General features: G+C 41.6%; 12 protein-coding genes. 3 read left to right on the top strand and 9 right to left on the bottom strand.

Annotation, left to right across the window (positions count from 1 at the left end):
* Positions 1-28: 28 nt before the first annotated feature.
* The 6 genes from AC27JR_RS04245 to lptD form a co-directional block, all read right to left on the bottom strand.
* Positions 29-847, bottom strand: coding sequence for a symmetrical bis(5'-nucleosyl)-tetraphosphatase (locus AC27JR_RS04245; protein ID WP_487172877.1), 819 nt, complete (start codon positions 845-847; stop codon positions 29-31).
* 15 nt (positions 848-862) lie between these two features.
* A complete protein-coding gene (gene apaG, locus AC27JR_RS04240; RefSeq protein WP_487172876.1) occupies positions 863-1,252 on the bottom strand; it encodes a Co2+/Mg2+ efflux protein ApaG in 390 nt (129 codons plus the stop codon).
* Complete coding sequence (gene rsmA, locus AC27JR_RS04235; protein WP_010391631.1) at positions 1,236-2,042, bottom strand: 16S rRNA (adenine(1518)-N(6)/adenine(1519)-N(6))-dimethyltransferase RsmA; 807 nt, start codon at positions 2,040-2,042, stop codon at positions 1,236-1,238. The genes apaG and rsmA overlap by 17 nt, the downstream gene beginning before the upstream one ends.
* Positions 2,039-3,031 (bottom strand): 4-hydroxythreonine-4-phosphate dehydrogenase PdxA, encoded by a 993-nt coding sequence (gene pdxA / locus AC27JR_RS04230; RefSeq protein WP_487172875.1) that lies wholly within the window; start codon positions 3,029-3,031, stop codon positions 2,039-2,041. Before pdxA ends, rsmA begins: the two co-directional genes overlap by 4 nt.
* Before the next feature lie 2 nt (positions 3,032-3,033).
* Positions 3,034-4,329: a peptidylprolyl isomerase SurA gene (gene surA / locus AC27JR_RS04225; protein ID WP_076920064.1), complete on the bottom strand. Its 1,296-nt coding sequence runs from the start codon at positions 4,327-4,329 to the stop codon at positions 3,034-3,036.
* Positions 4,330-4,425: 96 nt separating this feature from the next.
* A complete protein-coding gene (gene lptD, locus AC27JR_RS04220) occupies positions 4,426-6,672 on the bottom strand; it encodes an LPS assembly protein LptD (protein WP_487172874.1) in 2,247 nt (748 codons plus the stop codon).
* A gap of 94 nt (positions 6,673-6,766) precedes the next feature.
* On the opposite strand from lptD, the gene AC27JR_RS04215 reads away from it, so the two are divergent.
* The 3 genes from AC27JR_RS04215 to djlA are packed head-to-tail and all read left to right on the top strand — an operon-like array spanning position 6,767 to position 9,312.
* On the top strand, positions 6,767-7,768 hold the full coding sequence (locus tag AC27JR_RS04215) for an aminoglycoside phosphotransferase family protein (protein WP_487172873.1): 1,002 nt from the start codon (positions 6,767-6,769) through the stop codon (positions 7,766-7,768).
* Complete coding sequence (gene murU, locus AC27JR_RS04210; RefSeq protein WP_487172872.1) at positions 7,765-8,421, top strand: N-acetylmuramate alpha-1-phosphate uridylyltransferase MurU; 657 nt, start codon at positions 7,765-7,767, stop codon at positions 8,419-8,421. Before AC27JR_RS04215 ends, murU begins: the two co-directional genes overlap by 4 nt.
* A gap of 33 nt (positions 8,422-8,454) precedes the next feature.
* Entirely contained in the window at positions 8,455-9,312 is an 858-nt protein-coding gene (gene djlA, locus AC27JR_RS04205) for a co-chaperone DjlA (RefSeq protein ID WP_372861038.1), read from the top strand.
* On the opposite strand, the gene AC27JR_RS04200 is transcribed toward djlA, so the two are convergent.
* The 3 genes from AC27JR_RS04200 to rapA all read right to left on the bottom strand — a co-directional run bounded on the left by AC27JR_RS04200 (position 9,295) and on the right by rapA (position 13,953).
* Positions 9,295-10,191, bottom strand: coding sequence for a DUF3530 family protein (locus tag AC27JR_RS04200; RefSeq protein ID WP_487172871.1), 897 nt, complete (start codon positions 10,189-10,191; stop codon positions 9,295-9,297). The two genes, djlA and AC27JR_RS04200, sit on opposite strands and share 18 nt — an antisense overlap.
* 73 nt (positions 10,192-10,264) lie before the next feature.
* On the bottom strand, positions 10,265-10,918 hold the full coding sequence (gene rluA / locus AC27JR_RS04195; protein WP_076920060.1) for a bifunctional tRNA pseudouridine(32) synthase/23S rRNA pseudouridine(746) synthase RluA: 654 nt from the start codon (positions 10,916-10,918) through the stop codon (positions 10,265-10,267).
* 140 nt (positions 10,919-11,058) lie between these two features.
* Entirely contained in the window at positions 11,059-13,953 is a 2,895-nt protein-coding gene (gene rapA / locus AC27JR_RS04190; protein ID WP_487172870.1) for an RNA polymerase-associated protein RapA, read from the bottom strand.
* Between the last annotated feature and the right edge of the window lie 157 nt (positions 13,954-14,110).

The following is a 14,110-nucleotide window of genomic DNA, read 5'->3' as shown; positions in this document are numbered from 1 at the left end:
CTTAACAGATGTATTAACTTTTTTCAGTTTATTTAGACAAAAGTTGTGATTTTTCTGAAAATTTTTGTTTGCTTTGTAAATCTATTAAGGTCATTGAGCCGCCCCAGACGCAACCTGTGTCTAGAGCGTACAGGTGTTTGTAGGGAGTTTGACCTTCAAGGGCAGCCCAATGACCAAAAATAAGGTCATGTTGAGCGTTAACTATTTTAGGGTGAGAAAACCAAGGAATTAATGAGTGGCTATTGGCTGTTGCTTCTTTTGCATTAAAATTAAGCAAATTATCAGGCGTAATAAAGCGCATGCGGGTGAAATAATTAACGACATACCGAAATTTAGCAGCGTCATCAAGTTGCTCACTCCATTTGAGTGGATGAGGCTGATACATGTTTTTTAAGAAGAACTGAGCGTTATCAGCACCATAGCATTGCTGCGCAAATTGAGCGTGCTTAATAGCTTGCTCGCACGACCAGTCAGGGTTTAGCCCCGCGTGTGAAATAAAGCAGTCATATTGCTCTAGATAAAGAGCTAAAGGTTGAGTTTGTAAAAATGCGATGTAGTCGGGGAGTTTGCTACTGTTGAACAGTGTCGTTAGTTTGTCTTTGGGATTAGGGGAAACATTATTTAAATAACAGGCAATCATATGCAAGTCGTGATTGCCTAATGTAACACTAACACTATCTTGGTGCTGATAAATATAATCAAGGCACGCTTTGGAGTCTGGGCCGCGAGCAACAATATCACCCACTAGGTAGAGATGATCTTTGCTAGGATTAAAGTCGACTTGCTTTAACAATAAATTAAATTCGTTAAAGCAGCCTTGTAAATCACCTATTGCGTAGTCGGCCATTAGATGCTGTTTTTATCAGTGTAAGATATTAGGGCAAGCTAAACGGAACACCTTTATGGGTGCTTCAAATTCAGCACCAAACTCGTTTCGTAAAGTGTAATGCCCTTGCATGGTGCCGACGGGAGTATCTAATATTGCACCGCTGGTGTATTTGTAACTTTCACCTGGGGCTATATCTGGGGTTTCACCCACCACACCTTCACCTTGCACTTCTACTTCTTTGCCATTGGCATCGGTAATCAACCAATAGCGACTGAGTAGTTTTGCACTGCATAAACTATGGTTTTTTATAGTAACGGAGTAAGCAAACACAAATTTATCGAGTTCAGGTTGAGATTGCTCTTCTACATAAAATGTTTCTACAGATACCTTTACAGGTGATCCCATATTACTGCTTGTTGTCATAAATCCAGTTAGCTATATCAATAAATTGTTGTAACGACAGGCTCTCAGCACGCAAAGTAATATCAATGCCAATGCTGGTTAACTCTTCAGCGGTTAAAAGGTTACCTAGGCTATTGCGCAGTGTTTTACGACGTTGATTAAACGCTTCTAAACAAACCGTATTGAGTATTTTAACGCTTTTAGCTGTGCGCTGTTCTGCCTTTTTAGGGATTAAGCGAATAACCGCAGAGTCTACTTTAGGGGCAGGTTTAAAGCACTCTGGTGGTACTTCTACTACAGGCATAGCATTACAGTAGTATTGAGTCATTACACTCAAGCGGCCAAAGGTTTTGCTACCTGGGCCTGCAACCATGCGCTTTACCACTTCTTTTTGCAGCATAAAGTGCATGTGCTCAATATGATCGGCAAATTCAAAAAGATGAAACAACAAAGGAGTAGAAATGTTATACGGTAGGTTACCAAACACTTTTAGCTTTTTGTCATCTTTAACTAGGCTTGCAAAATCAAACTTCATTGCATCGCCTTGGTTTACGGTTAATTTAGGCCCTAAAAAAGGGTGCTCAATTAAACGTTGGGCTAAATCTTTATCTAGCTCAACAACCGTTAAATGGCCACTCAAATCTGCTACAGGCTCAGTAATAGCGCCAAGGCCTGGGCCAATTTCTACTAAATTATCCTGTGGCTTGGGGTCAATAGCGGTGACGATTTTATCAATGATTGATTCATCGAATAAAAAGTTTTGCCCAAAACGTTTACGGGCGCGGTGTCCTAAGTGTACTTTATCGGTCATTGATTCTGTGCTTTTTCATGGGCGAGCTTAATTGCTTCGCGGATCGCTAATTCAAAACTGCCAACATCAGCATCACCTGTACCGGCTAAATCAAGCGCAGTACCGTGGTCGACTGAGGTGCGGATAAATGGAAGGCCAAGGGTTATATTCACTGACTTACCAAATCCCTTGTATTTTAGCACAGGTAATCCCTGATCGTGATACATAGCCAGCACTGCATCAGCTTCATTTAGGTATTTATCTTGAAATAACGTATCAGCTGGTAAAGGCCCGATTAAGTTCATCCCCTCAGCTCTTAGTATGTCAAGTGTAGGCGTAATTGTGTCGATTTCTTCGCGGCCTAAATGGCCATCTTCACCAGCGTGCGGGTTTAAGCCACAGACTAAAATACGTGGTTGCTCAATACCAAACTTAGTTTTTAAGTCATGATTAAGAATATTTGCCACTTTAACTAGTCGCTCTTGGGTAATCGCACGAGAGACATAAGCAAGCGGAATATGTGTTGTTACTAGTGCAACTCGTAGACCTTCTGTGGCTAATAACATAACAACATCAGCGGTGCCCGACTGCTGAGCAAAGTACTCAGTGTGGCCACTAAAAGAAATACCGGCTTGGTTAATAATACCTTTATGAACAGGGCCGGTAACAACAGCATCAAAAGTGCCGTCCATATTTTTCTCACTGGCAATACGCAGTGTATCTAGTACGTATTGTCCGTTTGCGTCATTTAGTACACCCAGTTCAACCGGTTCTGCTAACTCAATCTGTTTTATGTATAAGCTGCCAGCAGCAGTAGGCATAGCTTCAGCGCTTTCATCAAATTCAATTAATTTAATGTTTAAACCTAAATGTTTAGCGCGCTGCTTTAGTAGCGAAGCATCTGCAATCGCTACTAGTTGTGCATCCCAGCTGTGCTGTGCCAATTTTAATAGCAAGTCAGGGCCAATGCCTGCAGGCTCGCCAGGGGTTACCGCAATTCTTAAGGTCATAATTATTCGTCTATTGGGAAAATTTCAACATGGGCTTGTTCGCGCATTTCTTGCTGCCAGTTAAAGCTTTCTTCTTTAAATTTACGATTAAACAACATGCCATGTGCACGATTACGTTTAGCTTGCTCAGTTTTGTCTGCAACACGTTTGTCTAGTAATTGCACAATGTGCCAGCCAAACTGGCTTCTAAATGGTTCACTGATTTCGTTTTGATCAAGAGATAGTAATGTATCTCTAAACGCAGGCACGTAAGTAGTTGGATCAGTCCAATCGTATTGTCCGCCTTTAAGTGCTGAGCCTGGATCTTGCGAGTGTTCTTTAGCTAGTTCTGCAAAGTCAGCATTACCGGCGCGTAAATCTTTAACAAAGCCAGCTAACATAGTGCGGGCTTTTTCTTCGCTTAAAATAATTGAAGGCTTAATAAGGATGTGGCGAGATTTAATTTCAGTGGTTTCTACTACTTGGCGGCCACGCACGTCTTGTACTTTAATGATGTGGAAACCCGCACCAGAGCGAAGTGGACCAATAATCGCATCTTTCTTTTCACCTTTTACAGCTTCTGCGAATAGTGATGGCATTTCGTTAATGCCCATCCAACCTAACTGACCACCCTCAAGGGCTTTTGAACCACTTGATGAAGAAATAGCAATACGCTTAAACTCTTGGCCGTCTTGTAGTAGTTCAATTACTTTGTCTGCACGTGTTTTTGCAGAGCTTACGTCGTCTGCACTTGCACCGCTTGGAATATCGATAAGAATATGACCAATATCGTATTCTTCGGCGTTTTGGCCTTGGCTATCCATAATTTTTAGCAAGTTATCAATTTCTTGGTCGCTTACATATATACGGCGGTCTACGTTTGCACGCGTGACTTGTTGGGTGGTTATTTCTTTACGTATTTCTTCGCGGTAAGCTTGAAAGCTTTCACCCGACGCTTCAATGGTACGACGTAAGTCAGCAATCGTACCGCCTTGCTCTTTGGCCATGTTAGCGAGTGTTTGGTCAAGCTGACTATCTGATATCTCTAAGCCCATACGCTCAGCCATTTGCATCATTAGTGTTTGATTAACTAAGCGCTCAATTGCTTGTACACGAAGTGTTTCGTCTTTTGGCAGCTGTTGGTCTTGTTCTTCTGCTTGTTTTTTAACACGATCAACAATGGTGTCAACTTCACTTTTTAAAATAACGCCTTGGTTTACAATACCAATTACTTTGTCTATTTCGACCGGAGCGGCGAATGCACTTTGGCATAAGCTAAACGTTAAAACTGCTGATGTTAATAATTTTTTTAAATTCATATTCTTTTTACTACTCTTACTAATAGTACTGTTGTAATGCTAAATGCGGCTAGATTGATATAGTTATTTGTAAATTTTTACTATACAAAATGCAGTTTAGTCATTAAGAAAATACGGCCTACGATAACCAAAAATACCTTGTTGTAATAATTTTTGAGCATCATAACGGCTTTTACTACCAAGCCCTTTTAATACAAAATTCAAACGAATGCTCGAATCAAAAGTGGCTTGGGGTTGCCCAATTGACTGATTTAAATCAGTTTCAATTTGACGATGGCCAGTAATTTGGAACGCCCAACAGCACGATTCATACTGTAATCCACTAAATACTTCAATACTGCGGTTATTATCAAGATCGCGATGGTAACTTGCAATAAATTGCCATTCGTCACTAATAGGGATGCTTGTAAATAAGCCCGCTTGTTCGATTGTATTTCCTGAGACATCATTTGCATAGCGATGGTTCAATTGAACCAGCTGATTATCGTCACCTTTATAGTCTAAGGTTAAATTTGACTGGATAATTTGCTTGCCATCCGTGTCGTACTGAATACCACCGGATAAATACCAGCGGCGGTGCCAATGTAACATGGTTTGCGCTGCAAACAAGGCATTGTAGTTACTGTCGCTGTTAAGCCCTTGCTCTGTGGGCTTGGCTGAGTCACTTAAATAAAATATTTGGCCTGCGCTGAAGTTAAATACTTCTTCATTTTTATTATCAAATAAACGGGTGGTTGCCCCAAGCGTAAACTGATTCGCAGCGGCAATACGGTCAACACTTGAAAAACGCGCATCTCTAAATAAGCCAAAAAAGTCATCTTGTAATTTAGTGGTATCGTACAAGCCAATATCAGACTGATCTTTATTAGGTGTATATAAATACTGAATTTGTGGTTCTAAGGTTTGAATACCATCGTCGATAAAAATTGAGGTATCACGCTCGAAGTTAAGCTGAGAATATAAGCGCACTTTTGGCAATGTACGCGAGACAGTCTCGCTATATTGAGTGCCTTGTAAGTCGCCGTCTTGTTTATAGTTAGTTTGTAGCAAGCTTACTTCAGATAAAAACGACCAGGCATATTCTTTGTAATCAAAGCGTGCTTTAGGTTCTATATGAACGCGAGTTGCTTGGTCAATCACCGCTGAGCTATTAGTAAAGTGGCTTAGCTCGCCTGAAACACTAAAATCGAAGTAATCAATTTTCCACGGCGTAGTTTGTGTAAAGCTAACTTGAGGTAAGGCTGTATATGATTCTAAGTGGTCACCGAGTACTTCAAAGTTTTGTATTTTTATATCGGTACGCCACATCTTGCCCATATGAGTCAGTGAGCCGGTACGATAAAGCTGTGTATCGGTTTTACTTGCATAGGTTGAGTTTAAATCAGTCAGGTAGTTATCATCACTGACATTGGTAATATCAATACTGGCTCGCCAGTCTTCGCCTATATAGCTTTTTTGTTGCCAATGAAACAAGAAACGCTCGTCTAGCTCTGGCTCTGAGTCATCTTTATTTAAGTATTCTACAGCCACTAAGCCTTGGTGCTCTGGGGTTAAATATCTAAATTCAGTTTGTAACTGTAGCCCTTTACGTGACATGTAACGCGGGGTAATGGTTGCATCATAGTTTGGGGCAATGTTCCAATAGTAAGGCGTAATTGTTTCTAACCCATAGCGATCTGAACTTGAAAAGCTGGGCGTCAATAAGCCTGATTTACGGCGCTCATCAAGTGGGAAAGTAAAATAAGGTAAATAGAGTACTGGCGTGTCTAAAATACGTAGCACCGCATTGTAGGTCTCGCCCCAGCCCTCTTCACGAGATAAATTAATCTCATCAGCTTCAATAGCCCACACTGGCGTATTTCCAGGACAAGCAGTAAAGCTTGCATTCATCAGCATTAAGCCAGACTCATCAATGGTGAGTTTTTCCGCACCGCCTTTGCCTTGCTGTTGTGTTAGGCTGTATTGTGCGCCTAATAAGCTAAATGCTGAGTTGTTTAAATCAGCGTTTAAGCCCGCACTTTGTACGTGGCTTACATAATCGCGGTAGGTAATTGGGCCGGTAGCATTGAGCAGGCCGCGTTGTTTATCAATCAGTGCTGATTGTGCGGACAAACTCATGTTAACGGTGTTAATATCAACATTGCCAGTAAATTCAGCGCTTTGTGTGCCTAAAAGCTCAACGTCATCAGCGCTGATATCAACCGTTCCAAGCTCAAGGCCAGCTAGCGGTTGCCAAGCTCTGGTTTGCATTGAAGTGCCACAAAAATTGTGTGTCAGTTCAGTTTCGGCAAGCGATGGTGCGCTCAGTACGCTTAGCATCAAAATGCCCCAGGTTTTGCTCATTTATCGACCTTTATGCTCTGTGATTAGTTACAAGCTATACATAATAAAGGAAAACAATGGCAAAGTAATTAGTGAAAAATAGATAGCTTATAAAATGACACGCTTTGAGAGTTTACAACAGTTTATTAATACTCACTTTAGTGAGCAATCCTGCGCGCTTAATGCAATAACCGCAGATGCCAGTTTTCGCCGTTACTATAGATTAAATTTTGAAAATAAAAGCTTTATTGTGATGGACTCCGATCCAAAAAAAGTTAACAACGTCCCTTATATTGCATTAAATAAGGTGTTTTCTGAGCAGGGCTTTTTATTGCCATCCATTATTTATAGTGACGAGCAGCAAGGCTTTTTTATTTTAAGTGATTTGGGCAGCACCCATTTAGCTGACTTGCTTGATGATGCCAATCGAAGTGAGTATTACCAGCAGCTGATCAGTTTAAGTGCCAAGTGGGCTAAAACGCCAAAAGCACCGGCAATGAACCCGTACGACAGTGATTTTATTGCACTTGAGTTGGATATTTTTAAAAACTGGTTGGTTAATGATTTTATTAGTGCAGAGCTCAGCACTGAGCAACAAAATATTTGGCAAACAAGCACTTCGTTGTTAATCAATACACTGCTTGAACAACCCATAGTGACTATGCACCGTGATTACCATAGTCGTAATATTATGCGCTGCGAGCAGCAATGGGCAATTATTGATTATCAAGACGCGGTACAAGGCCCATTATGTTATGACTTGGTCTCGCTTTTAAGAGATTGTTACTTTAAGTTGCCTAATGACGAGCTTACTCACTTACTCGAGTTTGGCTATGACGAATTTAAGCGCCAAGGCTTAATAACTAATGAGTCATTTGCACAATTTAAGTATTGGTTTGATTTAACCGGCTTGCAGCGCCATTTAAAAGCGGCGGGTATTTTTTGTCGCTTGTACCTACGTGATGGCAAAAAAGGTTACTTAGCGAATATACTTCCTACGCTTGAATACGTAATAGAGGTAGCGGCACAATATCCGGAGCTTTACGACTTATCAGATTGGATAAAAGCTAGCGTGATGCCAAAGGTACAGCAGCGGTTAAAAGAGGAACAATTATGAAGGCCATGATTTTAGCTGCTGGACGCGGTAAACGTATGATGCCGCTCACCGCACAGCTGCCAAAACCTATGTTATGTGTGGCAGGTAAGCCACTTATTGAACATCATATTATGCGCTTAAAAGCGGCTGGCATTAGCCAAATTTTGATTAACCTTGCGTGGCAAGGAGATAAAATAAAAGCCTATTTTGCAGATGGCAGTGCATGGGGGGTAACCATAACCTATAGCCAAGAGGTGACTGGCGGGCTTGAAACTGCAGGGGGTATTATTCAAGCACTTCCTTTACTCGGTGAGTCATTTATTGTGATTAATGGTGATGTTTACAGCGATTACGATGTTAGCGCATTAATGCAGCTGCATTTACAGCCAAAAGAGGCGCACATTGTATTGGTTGAAAACCCTGCGCATAACCCAGAAGGCGATTTTACCCTAAGTCATTTATCTAATAGTGAACAGCGCTATACCTTCTCTGGAATTGGCCGTTATCAAGCTGATTTTTTTGAAGGGTTGACCCCTGGTATCCGCCCGTTAGGGCCTTTACTGCGTGAAAAATTAAATGAACATTTAGTCTCCACTGAACTCTATATTGGCCAATGGGACGATATAGGCACACCAGAGCGTTTATCAACTCTTAACCAACAATTAGCGCCATAAGCTAAATATAAAACACTAGAGGTAAGTTTTAAAATGTGGGGAAAAATTCTCGGTTTCTGTTTTGGTTTTATGTTTGGCAAAATATTTGGCGCCATTTTAGGCTTATACCTAGGCCATATGTTTGATAAAAGTCTAAAGAAAGATTTTGATAAGGCAGGCGGCTTTTCTAATTTATTTAAAGGTGATGATGTTAACGAGCGCCAAGCACTGTTTTTCTCTAGCTGCTTTGCGGTAATGGGACATATTGCCAAGTCAAATGGGCGTGTTAGCGAAACCCATATTAAAGCAGCGACGCTGTTTATGGATGAAATGGGCTTAAAAGGCGAAGAACGCCGTGAAGCGCAGCAGGCGTTTCAATCGGGTAAAGACAGCGACTTTTCACTTAAAGACACGGTTTATGACTTTAAAGAACGCTTTGCTAAACGTTACGATTTACTGCAGTTATTTTTAGAAATTCAAATCCAGATGGCGTTTTCTGACGGGGTACTTGCCGCACAAGAAAAGCAATTACTGCAAGAAGTTAGTAAGCAGTTGGGCGTATCTAAAGCGCACTTTGCGTTTGTGCTAAAACGTTATCAAGCAGAGTTTAATTTTAGGCAGCAACAGCAGCGCTTTAGACAGCAGCAAAGTCAAAGTAGTAGTTACCGAGAAGGCTCAGGGCATCATGTACCGCCAAGTAATGATATGAACCGCTCGCAGGCATTGGCCTTATTAGGGCTAAATAAAGACGCCTCGCAACGTGATATTAAACTAGCGTACCGTAAGCTTATGGCTCAGCACCATCCTGATAAACTGGTATCTCAAGGTTTACCTAAGCACATGATGGAAGTGGCAGTTAAAAAAAGCCAAGATATTCAAGCCGCTTACGAGTATTTAAAAAAGGCGGCGTAAAAAACCGTCTATTTCTTTGCTCAAGCGTGCATGTTGCTGCGGCGCGTCGCGCAATCCAAACAGCTGGCGCTGGCGGTAATCAAACTTTGCATTACGGTTAACCCAACGCTGACGGTTTTTAAGGTTCATTAAAATATCGTTATGATCGCCTGAAAAATAAATATCTAATAACGCAGGTGTCACTAAAGAGGTGGTTTGGCTCAAACGCGCATTACGCTGTGAATTTGGTAAAAAGCTACTTAAACTAATAAATGCATTGATCTGTAAATCTGAAAAATCAGCATAGTGCTCCATTAATACTCCCGCACTGGTTCCTTGAGCAATAACCACGATATCATTCGAGGCTTCAATCGCTTGCTGATAGAGGGCCTCATAGCGAGCAATTAAATTTGTTTTGTAGTTATCTAATACGTCAACATTGACCTGCTCAATATAATCAACATGATGAGGCGGCTCAGTTGGCGTGCTGTTATCTGCTCCAGCCGGTTGATTATCTGCCTCGCTGCTCTGCTCAGCAGCTTGCCAATTAATATCGGGCACCGTCATAGCGTAAGTGCTATAGCCATGGTTATTTAACTCTTTGCGCAAAAAGTTCATGCCAGAATTGTTTGTAGGGCTCGATTGCCAGTCGGGTATTAGAATCACCACACCTCTAAAATCAGCGCTCATGTACTCACGATGTAAGGTTAAAAATGGGGTGTCGCCAAGCTCAATGGTTTTAATTTCATCCCCTGGTGCCAAGCGTTTAATATCATTTTCAATAATAGTTGAGTGGGCTGTAGGGGCTATATGTTCTACTGCATATGCTTGCCAATGCATTAATATGCAAACAGCTGACAATGCATACAGTGACATTTTTATAAATTGCGCAACAACCATAATAAACTCAAACAATAAAGATTATTTAGGTATCGGCGCGAGGCTATAAAAGTTTAGCTATTTGCGTGTTTATTTAAAACTCGGGGTCAGTTTCAAACGTGAGTACTTGCTCTGTGACAGGATGCTTAAGTTGCAGCATTTGTGCATGCAGCTGTAATCGAGGTGCCGCAGAAAGTGCGTCTTTGTGGGCATATAAACGATCGCCTAAAATAGGGTGGCCTAAGCTTAGCATATGCACGCGCAGCTGGTGGGAACGCCCTGTAATAGGAGTAAGCTCTACACGGGTTGCCTGTGCTTCACGTTCAAGCACTTTAAAATGCGTGAGTGAAGGTTTGCCATTGTCGTGATCAACCATTTGCTTAGGGCGGTTCGGCCAATCACAAATAAGCGGTAAATCAACGGAGCCGGTTTCACTTTCAAGTTGCCCGTAAACACGCGCAATGTAACGTTTTGCCGTTTCGCGCTCTTGAAATTGCATACTTAAATGCCGATGAGCGGCTTTGTTCATTGCCAAGCAAAGTATTCCTGAGGTAGCCATATCTAAACGGTGAACAATTTTAGCCGTAGGAAAAACACGGTTGACGCGATTAATTAAGCTATCGGCATGTTTTGGGTCTTTACCTGGTACGGTGAGTAGCTCGCTAGGCTTATTTACAATAAGTAAATCATCGTCTTGAAACAGTATAGTTAAATACGGGCTCATAGGGGGATTGTAATTAACTAACACGGCAGACCTCAGTGATTTTGAAGTGCGCTATTTTAGTGGAGCTAGCGCAAAGGCTCAAGTAAAAAGCGCGATATAAATATCGCGCTTTTTTCAATACACACGCTAGTTAATCTTTAACTAACGACTGACAGCTAGATTCCTTAGTGAGAAACCACAATTAAACGAATGGCATCGAGTTTTAACTGCGCTTTTTCAATATGTGCGGTTAACTCATTGCGTTGTTTGTCGTAAAAAGTAATTTCTTCTTGGCGAATATTTGGGTTTATTTGTTTCAGTGCCTCTAAACGCTGCTGCTCTTCACTCAACGATGTTTGCATTTTAGCTAATGACTCTGCACGAATAACATCTAGCTTTTCTTGCGCCATGTCTTTTGCTATGTTGATCATCGGATGAACCGCACTTTGTAATGCACCGGCTAATTTACTTGCTGTTTGACGGCCTACCGCAGATAACTGTTGATTAAAGCCATCAAAGCCAACGTTTTCGCCTAAGTTATTACTGCTCTTATCGAGTAAAATACGAATAGGCGTAGGCGGTAAAAAGCGGCCCACTTGCAGTACTTTTGGTGCCATTGCTTCGGCAACAAATATTAGCTCAACAAAGAATGTTCCTGGTGGTAACTTTTTGTTTTTAAGTAACGCCACTGACGCACTACCAAAGTCATCATCGCAAATCATGTCCATAGTGCCTTGCACCATAGGATGATCCCAACTAATAAAGTGAACATCTTCTTGTGAAAGAGCGGTATCACGGTCAAAGGTCACCGTCATGCCATCTTCTTTTAAAGCTGGAAACGAGGCATTAAGCATATGCTCAGTGGGTTTTAAAATAATGGTGTTTTCACCTTTATCTTCTTGGCTTACGCCAAAGGTGTCGAACACATTGATCATGTAACTTGGTAGCTCAAATTGATTATCGAGTTTTTCAATGTCAGCCACAAGTGAATCAGCAGCGCCTTGCCCTGATGAATGCAGCTCCAATAAACGATCTCGGCCACTTTCCATTTGTTTACGCAATATGGCATTCTTTTGTGCCACTTGCTCAAGTAATGGGTCTAGCTCGTCTTCGTCACAATTATGAGCTGCAATATACTCAAGTAAATCTTCGCTAAACTCTTTATACAATAACTGCCCTGTGGTTGAAGTGCTTTCAAATGCATCTAGACCTTCGTTGTACCAACGCAATAATACTTCCTGTGCCGTGTTCTCAAAGTAAGGCACATGAATGTTCACATCTTGTGTTTGCCCTATACGGTCTAAGCGACCAATACGTTGCTCAAGTAAATCTGGGTTGAGCGGTAAATCAAACAACACTAAGTGATGTGAGAACTGGAAGTTACGACCTTCTGATCCAATTTCTGAACACAGTAATATCTGAGCATTATCGTATTCATCGGCAAAGAATGCCGCGGCGCGGTCACGTTCAATTATCGACATACCTTCATGGAACACAGAGGCTTTAATTGCTTCGCGTTCACGTAATATTTGCTCAAGGCTGATTGCTGTTTCGGCTTTAGCACAAATAAGAAGTACTTTTTCACGTTTGAGTGTTTTTAGCGTTTCGATTAGCCAATCTACACGAGGGTCAAATAAGCCCCAGCTAGCGCTTTCACCTTCAAACTCTTGAAATATTTTTTCAGGAAAAAGTGCACGTTGCGCACTGAGTTCAGCATTTTGAATGCCGCTCATATTACCTAATACGGTCATTGCGGTTTTGTATTGCTTAGGTAAAGCCATAGGGTAGGCATGTAATCTACGACTTGGGTAACCATCAATGCCACTGCGGCTATTTCTAAATAAGATGCGCCCAGTACCGTGACGGTCTAAAAGCATATTTAAAATTTCTTTACGTGCTTCAAGGTCACCTTGCTGTGCTGTTTCAAGAATGTCGGTGATATCCGTTTCTTTTAATAGCTCAATCAAGGTCGCTTTAGCGTTGTTATCTAATGCTTGCTCTTGCAGTAATTGGTTAGCAGCTTCGGCCACATCTTTGTAGTTTGCTTCTTCTTCTTTAAATACGTCGTAGTCGTAAAAGCGATCTGGGTCGAGCAGTTGTAAGCGTGCAAAGTGGCTACGATGACCAAGTTGGTCTGGCGTTGCTGTTAATAAGATTAGCCCCGGAATGTCTTGGCTCAGCTCAGCCATACGCTGGTATTCGGCACTAGGTTTATTGTTGTTAATGCTTAAATGATGGGCTTCATCAATAACTAATAAATCCCAGTCCGCCAACGTAGCTTGCTCAAACCAACGTTTTTTCTTAGTTAAAAACTCAAGGCTGGTAAGCACCAGTTGCTCGGTATCAAATACGTTTGGTGAATCAGCAAACGCTTCGTCGCAGCGCTCTTCATCAAAAATAGAAAAACGTAAATTAAAACGGCGTAGCATTTCTACTAACCATTGGTGCTGTAAGTTCTCAGGTACCACAATGAGTACACGGCTGGCGCGACCAGTGATAATTTGTTGATGTAAAATCATGCCCGCTTCGATGGTTTTACCCAAACCTACTTCATCAGACAGTAATACACGCGGCGCAAAACGTTTACCCACTTCTTGGGCAATATAAAGCTGATGCGGAATAAGGTTGGCACGTTGGCCAATTAAACCTTTAATAGGTGACTGTTGGCGTTCAAATTGGTGTAACCAAGTTTGGTAGCGCAAAGTGTATCGGTCAAAACGGTCTACTTGGCCTGCAAATAAACGGTCTTGTGGTTTATTAAATTTAATAAAATGGTCTAAAAAGGTTTCTTTTAATTGTACTTTTTCGCCATTATCAACACGTTCACCGTGATAGCAAAGTAACTCGCCTTGTACTTCAATTGACTCGACTTGTAATTCCCACTCCTCAACGCTTCGGATCACATCACCAGGATTAAATGCTACGCGGGTTACCGGAGCTTCTGCAGAAGAATAAACACGGTTTTCACCACTGGCAGGAAATAAAATGCTGACCTGGCGGCCATCAATGGCAACTACGGTGCCCAATCCTAAATCTGACTCTGTATCACTGATCCAACGCTGACCTAAGGAAAAATTCATGTATGTCTCGTCTATGAAGAAAAAGGCGGCTATGTTACCTGTTAGATAACACCACTGCAAGGCGCTATTTGCCTGCCTTTTAATTAATTTTATAAGTATGAATTATTCCCATCAATAAGCGCTTATTAGTGCGCCGATTTTGTAGGAAATTCAAACT

The sequence above is a fragment of the Pseudoalteromonas sp. NH0006-26 genome (genome assembly GCF_057552415.1).
The sequence above is the reverse complement of the archived record's forward strand: the minus strand, read 5'-3'. Positions and strand labels throughout refer to the sequence as shown.